Raw genomic sequence first — 6,907 nt, 5'->3', positions numbered from 1 at the left:
TCTCTAATTCATAAATCAAAAATACATAAATATATATAACACAATTAAAAAGGATTTAGTTTTATGCTTCTCAGTTTGGCATTAATATTTTTATGCGGAATGATACTTGGAAAAATATTTTCACTTTTAAAACTTCCATCACTTTTAGGACTTATAATCACAGGTATAATATTAGGACCGTATTGTTTAAATTTATTAGATAACTCCATACTTTCAATATCAGCAGATTTAAGAGAATTGGCACTTATTATAATACTTACTCGTGCTGGGCTTAATCTTGATATAGAAGACTTAAAAAAAGTAGGGCGTCCTGCAATATTAATGTGCTTTGTGCCTGCAAGTTTTGAAATAATAGGAATGATTTTAATAGCTCCAAAACTTTTTGATATTAGCTTATTAGATGCTGCTTTGATGGGGGCTGTTGTAGCTGCTGTATCTCCTGCTGTGCTTGTACCAAAAATGCTTAAGCTTATAGACGAAAAATACGGTACCAACAAAAGCATACCTCAATTGCTTATGGCTGGTGCTTCTGTTGATGATATATTTGTAATAGTGTTGTTTACATCTTTTACTTCGCTTGTTAAGGGAGGAAATATATCTTACCTTGACTTTGTAAAAATACCTACCTCTATTATATTTGGGCTTTTATTAGGTATTATTATAGGTTTTATATTATCGAAGTTCTTTACTAAATTTCATATAAGAGATAGTGCAAAAGTAGTGATTATATTAAGCATATCATTTATACTTGTAAGCATAGAAACTTCAGTATCTAATTTATTTGGAGGAGTTATAGGAATATCTGGACTTTTAGCAGTTATGAGTATAGGAGCATATCTTAAAAAATCAAAAGAAGAATTATCAAAAAGGCTTTCATTAAAATATTCAAAACTTTGGGTAGCTGCTGAAATTATTCTTTTTGTGTTAGTTGGGGCTGCCGTAAATATTAATTATGCTTTTAATGCTGGAGTTTTAGGAATTGTATTAATATTTGCTGTTTTAATATTTAGAATGTTGGGGGTTCTTGTATCATTAATAAAAACCAAACTCAATAAAAAAGAACGCATATTTTCTATGATAGCATATTGTCCTAAAGCAACAGTGCAGGCTGCAATAGGTTCTATTCCTTTATCGTTGGGTTTTGCTTCAGGAGAGATTATACTTGTAATAGCAGTACTTGCAATATTAATAACAGCACCGCTTGGAGCTTTTGCAATAGAAGTTTCTTACAAAAAGCTACTAGAACATGAATAGTATATAGTGAAAATATATAATTTTTTATGGTTCTTTTTCCCGCAGCTCGCGGTGCGGACTTCGTCAAAAGAACCAAAAAGTGCAAATACAAAGTTGGTATTAAATCATACTATTCATATTTATTTATATATATTATTCACTTTCTTTTATTAATACCACTAAACCAGCTGCCTCAAGCAGAGAAACTATATATACTTTGTCATTATCTCTTATATCTATAGCCATATTGCAAACACCAAATATAGGCTCTGGGGCAGGACGCACAATTACTTCAATACCAGCATCTGCTAATATTTTCTCTGCCTTTATTAAATCCCTTGGTGTTTTTAAATAACAAAAACTTTTAGTCATATATTAAAAATCCTATAATTTGTTTATAAGTACATCAGCTAAATATTCTAAATCTTCTTTTGTAGTATATGGTGAAAAAGAAAATCTTATAGCACCATTATTATTGTTGTAAAAATTATGAGCTAAAATTGCACAATGAAAACCATATCTGCACTCTATATTATAATCATCATATAATCTATGAGCAATTTCAGCCATATGAGAATCACACTCTATAGAAAATAAAAAACCCTGTGAAGATTTATCTCTAGACCAAATTAGTTTATATTTATTTGAGCTTTCTATTTTTTTTATAGTGTCTATCATATCATCTATTGTTATATTCCATGATGGTCTGTTTTTTAATGCTGCCAAAAGCCCTATAATACCCACAGTATTAGGAGTACCTGCCTCATATATTTCAGGTACACTATAAGGCGTTTCAAAACCGTCCCCATATCCTCCTCCAAAATATGAAGCTTTAAGTTTACTAGGGTCTTTCACATAAAAACCGCCTGTACCAGTGGGACCAAGTAGACCTTTATGACCAGTAAATGCTAAATAGTCTATATTCCAATCATCAGCAAATATATCTCCAACACCTATATACTGAGTAGCATCAACGAGTAGGGGAATATCTTTGAGAGTTTCTTTTATCTCTTTTATAGGCTGTATAACTCCGCTAATGTTGCTTTCCATATTAACTATAACAAGCGATATTTTATCTTTTTTTACTATTTCAGATAAAGCTTCTATATCAATTTTCCCTCCGTCCTTTGAAGGAATTAATTGATATTCAACATTTTTGTTTTTATATAAATGATAAATAGGTCTTAGTACTGCATTATGCTCTAATGATGAAATTAAAACTTTTGTATCATGCAAATCTAACCCTATTAATATATCATTAACAGCCCTTGTTGCCCCAGAAGTAAATACAATGTTAGAATCATTTTTTGTGCCTATAAACCTATTCGCTAAAAGCTCTCGGCATTCTTCTATTTTTTCAGTAGTGTATTTTCCTCTTTTGGTATTTACCCTTCCATAAGTGCCTCCAATATTAAGTAAAAAATTACTCATATCTTCAGCAACTTCTTTAGGTTTAGGAAAACTCGTTGTTGAGTTATCGAAATAATAATATTTGCTCATAAAAAATTATGCTCTTATTACAGCAGAAGCATTAGCCATAGCCTCTATTATACCAAGCATATTAGTTTGCTCTTCTACTTTTATTCCTTCCAATTCATAAAACTTAACACAAGTTCCGCAGAAAAATATTTTTATTCCAGCATCTCTAAGCTCTTGCAACAAACTTTTATAAGGCTCATCAATTCCTAAATAAACTCCACCATTATAACAATATAAAGCCTCAGGTTTTGGAGAAGCATCTTTTAAAGCTCCTAAAAATGCTTTTAATAATAATTCTCCAAGTTCATCGTTTCCCTGTCCCATAGCTTTTTTATCTACTACAGCGATTACTGGACCTGATGATTTTTCTTTTGATGATTCATTTTGTGATAATTCTTTGTTTTTTGTTATTTTGAAATTCATTCCATTATTAGAATATGTTATTTTATTGTTGTTTAGAAAATCAGTTATATTATGGAATGCCACTTCATCATCAATGAGCACCTCAATCTCTTCATTAATACTAGCATTTGTTAAAGCTGTTTTAGTTAATATTAAAGGTTTTGGGCAAGGAACGCCTCTTGCATCTACTGTTTTCATAAAAAATACTCCTAATTATTATTATATTAATTTTTTTAATTATTATTTTTAGTATCTGTTGCTATACCTAATTTTGTAAAACCAGCATTTTTCACACTGTCTATCACAGATATTAAAACTTGAGTTCTAACATCTTCATCCGACCTTATCTCTACAGGCTTAGCTAATTCTCCTTCAACTTTTGCTAAATTATTAAGATATCCATCTATATCATTTACTGCCTCTTCATTAACGTATATACTGCCTTCTTTAGATATAGTTATTATTATAGTTTCATTTTTTTCTTTACCTACAGCTGAAGTAGACTTAGGTAAACTAATCTCTATTTGGGGAGTTTGCATAATTGTAGCTCCTATCATAAAAAATATTAGTAAATTAAATACTATATCCATCATAGGAGTTAAATCTATACCTTTTTTTATTGTAAACCTATGTCTAAACTTCATTGTATTATTCTCTTTATTATTTAACTGTTATAACTCTTGTATTACTTGAAAAATGTTCACCCTTATAAAGTAATGAAACTTTGTATTCTCCTTTACCATATTCTGCTTTAAATGTTTTGCTTATAACAGTGTTTCCTGCATCTGTAACATCATATATTACTTTACCAACATAAGTTTTGCCGTCATCTCCAACTATTTGAGCCTTAGGGTCAGCCATTTCAACAGCTATCTTAAAATCTGTAAATGGTGCTTTATTTAATATTCTATATTGCACAGTAATATCATCACCATATTTAACTTCAGACTTAAAATTAACAGACTCAGCTATAATATTTGCTAAAGTTACAGTTGTATATACTCCAACACCTCTCTTTGAAGCACCAACTCCCATAGCATTAAAATCTTTTGATAATATTACTTTTTTGTAGTCTGGTGTATTCATTAAATTTTTAACAATACTAGCAGCAGCATTTTTATCAGTTAAAGGTATAACATCTAACTTTGTGAAACTTTCTGTAATATTTCCAACCATTTCAGGATATAATTTTAATTGTCTTCCTTTAGAGTCAAGACCTTCTAAATCTGTATTACTAAAGAATTTATTTTTAGCCATATTATCACTATGATAAAGTGCTAAAGAATGTAATCTCTGATTGTTTGGAAGAGGAGGAAGTGATACCTTGCTTCTCTCTAAATTAATTAATCTAAATACTTCATCTTCAATAACATCTGCATGTAATGCAAAAGCTGTTATTAATATAAAAATCATTACTAAACTAATTTTTTTCATCGTAGTTTATCTCCAATTTATTTTTCTGTTATAATAATAAAACTATTTTTTTATAATTTGTAAAAAACATAAATTACATAATAAATAAAAAAACATAATAGAGTAGGGTAGCAGAAAGTTTTTTTATTTAGTTTTTTTAGTTTTATTATTATCCTTTATCATATTAATAGCTATAGAAATTAATTCCTTAGCTTCTTTTTTAGTTTTTGCCTCAGCAATAATACGAACTATAGGCTCTGTATTTGATGAACGAACATGAAGCCAAGAGTCTTCTAAATCTATTTTTATTCCGTCTATAGTTGTAATTTTAGCTTTATTGTATTTTTCTTTTATTTGCTTTAAGAAATTATTCTCATCAATTTTTGCAACTTCTAATTTCTCTTTTACTATTTCATATTTTGGTATTTCATTAACTAATTCTTTTATAGTTTTTCCAGTAGTAGCCATTAGTTCTAATATTAAAGCAATACCTAAAAGTGAATCTCTTCCAGGAGTTACAGCAGGCACTATTATACCGCCGTTTCCTTCGCCTCCAAAATATAATTTATTTTTCACAACATGAGAAGAAACATTTATCTCACCAATTTTTGTACGGTCAACTGAATATCCTTTCTCTTTAGCTAAATCATCTATCATTCTAGAAGTAGATAAATTTACAGCAGCATTTCCTTTTCCAGACAACCATAAATATTTAGCACATAAAGCTAAAGTATACTCTTCGCTTATTATAGTACCGTCATCTAATACTAAGGCAAGCCTGTCAGCATCAGGGTCTTGAGTAAATCCTATATTTACTTTGTTTTTCTTTACCAACTCAGATAAACTTTTCATGCTTGTAGCAGAAGGCTCAGCAACATGGGCAAATTTACCAGTATGTTCTTTGTTTATAGAAACTTCTTTAACTCCTAATGCTTTAAGTAATGGAGGAGTAGCAAATAATCCAGTTCCGTTAACATAATCACAAGCAACTTTGAAATTTGCTTTTTTAATCTTTTCAACATTTATAAATCTTAAAATACGTTTTATATGTTCTTCTATGGCATTATCTATTTTTTGATAAGTTCCAGTCTCTAATGCCTTAACAAATCTTTTAGCCTTTTTATCATAAAGCTTCATAAGCTCATTAACAGCCTTCTCATCTAAAAAATGTCCGCCTTTACCTATAAGCTTTAATGCATTCCATTCTATAGGATTATGACTTGCAGATATCATGATTCCGCCATGTATTTTTAGTTTTTCTACCATATATAACGCAGTTGGTGTTGGTGTTATTCCTATATCTATTACATTTATTCCAGATGCCATTAAGGTAGCTACAACAGCATTTAATATAGATTCTCCTGTTATTCTTGTATCTCTTGCTACTAAAATTTTTGCTTTCTTTGGAAAAAGAGATGCAAATGCAGAAGTATAATCTACTATAGTGCTTATATCTAAACCATCTCCAATAATTCCTCTAATTCCTGATATACTTGTTTTTAAAGTTGGCATATTTTATTAAACTCCAATTTTATTATATTTTTTAAATCAACTTTCTAAATATGATAATTTATGAATAATCTTTTGTCAACAATCTTTTGTGAAGTAAAATATTAAAAATATTATATAGAATTAAAACTAACAATAATTTATATATAGTGGTATAAACTCTAATAAAAAAGCACATACACTAGTTAACATAATATACATTATCGGAAGATATACTTTGTCTTAAAATAAACTTCTATACGCTTTTAGAACCAATACCTAAAGCCAAAATCTCCATAAAACCTAAAGAAATCACTAAATGCCCAACCACTATTTTCTGGATACCAACCAAATGTGGCAAACCCTCTAGTTCCTACTGATATCACATTTAACGCAGGAGTTAATTGCAAAAATATTTCCCAATCTTTTTCTACTATAAATGATATTCCAACTGGTATTCTAAAATCAGCTTCTATATTAACATACTTAGTTGCAAAATTGAAAATAGCTTCTACACCAGGACCTAAATACAACATTACATCAGAATCACCTAATTGACCTAATCTAGTTGTATATCCCCACCAATCGGCACTGGCACTAAAACCAAACCAAGATGCTCCTTTACTAGATATACCAAGATTTAATGTTCCACCAAACATAAAAGGTATTCCTTCAAACTTTCCTGTTACTCCTAATGATGCTTGAAGAGGAAAACTAAATCTTAAAGAAAAACCCAATGCTGAATCTGTTGGAAAATATGAAAACAATTTAGCACCAGATGTACTATAAATTAAAACAGTAAAAAATGAATATATTATTATCTTTTTCAACATAATCTTAATTCTATATAAATAATATGATTAATATATTTAATTAGTATAATATATTATAT

The 6,907-nt window shown here is 29.2% G+C and carries 8 protein-coding genes; 1 reads left to right on the top strand and 7 read right to left on the bottom strand.

Translation table 11 applies throughout. The annotated features are described in order from the left end of the window. Positions 1-63: 63 nt before the first annotated feature. Positions 64-1,254, top strand: a complete 1,191-nt coding sequence (locus E6A48_RS08960; RefSeq protein ID WP_219709857.1) for a cation:proton antiporter — start codon at positions 64-66, stop codon at positions 1,252-1,254. Between the two features lie 132 nt (positions 1,255-1,386). On the opposite strand, the gene E6A48_RS08955 is transcribed toward E6A48_RS08960, so the two are convergent. From E6A48_RS08955 to E6A48_RS08925, 7 genes are all read right to left on the bottom strand, one after another. Next, entirely contained in the window at positions 1,387-1,605 is a 219-nt protein-coding gene (locus E6A48_RS08955; protein WP_219709855.1) for a putative Se/S carrier-like protein, read from the bottom strand. 12 nt (positions 1,606-1,617) lie between these two features. After that, a complete protein-coding gene (locus E6A48_RS08950; RefSeq protein ID WP_219709853.1) occupies positions 1,618-2,733 on the bottom strand; it encodes an aminotransferase class V-fold PLP-dependent enzyme in 1,116 nt (371 codons plus the stop codon). A gap of 6 nt (positions 2,734-2,739) precedes the next feature. Further along, positions 2,740-3,312 carry a sulfurtransferase-like selenium metabolism protein YedF gene (gene yedF / locus E6A48_RS08945; protein ID WP_219709851.1) on the bottom strand — a complete coding sequence of 191 codons (573 nt, stop codon included), beginning with the start codon at positions 3,310-3,312 and terminating at the stop codon, positions 2,740-2,742. 35 nt (positions 3,313-3,347) lie between these two features. Continuing rightward, on the bottom strand, positions 3,348-3,758 hold the full coding sequence (locus E6A48_RS08940) for an ExbD/TolR family protein (protein ID WP_014933268.1): 411 nt from the start codon (positions 3,756-3,758) through the stop codon (positions 3,348-3,350). A 16-nt stretch (positions 3,759-3,774) separates the two neighbouring features. Next, positions 3,775-4,548 carry a CAP domain-containing protein gene (locus E6A48_RS08935; RefSeq protein ID WP_219709849.1) on the bottom strand — a complete coding sequence of 258 codons (774 nt, stop codon included), beginning with the start codon at positions 4,546-4,548 and terminating at the stop codon, positions 3,775-3,777. 123 nt (positions 4,549-4,671) lie between these two features. Next, the gene (gene glmM / locus E6A48_RS08930) at positions 4,672-6,039 is read right to left on the bottom strand and encodes a phosphoglucosamine mutase (protein WP_219709847.1); all 1,368 of its coding nucleotides are present in this window, start codon (positions 6,037-6,039) and stop codon (positions 4,672-4,674) included. A gap of 242 nt (positions 6,040-6,281) precedes the next feature. Continuing rightward, positions 6,282-6,848 (bottom strand): hypothetical protein, encoded by a 567-nt coding sequence (locus E6A48_RS08925; RefSeq protein ID WP_219709845.1) that lies wholly within the window; start codon positions 6,846-6,848, stop codon positions 6,282-6,284. Between the last annotated feature and the right edge of the window lie 59 nt (positions 6,849-6,907).

The organism is Brachyspira pilosicoli, assembly GCF_019402445.1.
GTDB lineage: Bacteria > Spirochaetota > Brachyspiria > Brachyspirales > Brachyspiraceae > Brachyspira > Brachyspira pilosicoli_B.
This window is presented reverse-complemented; position numbering and strand designations above follow the sequence as displayed.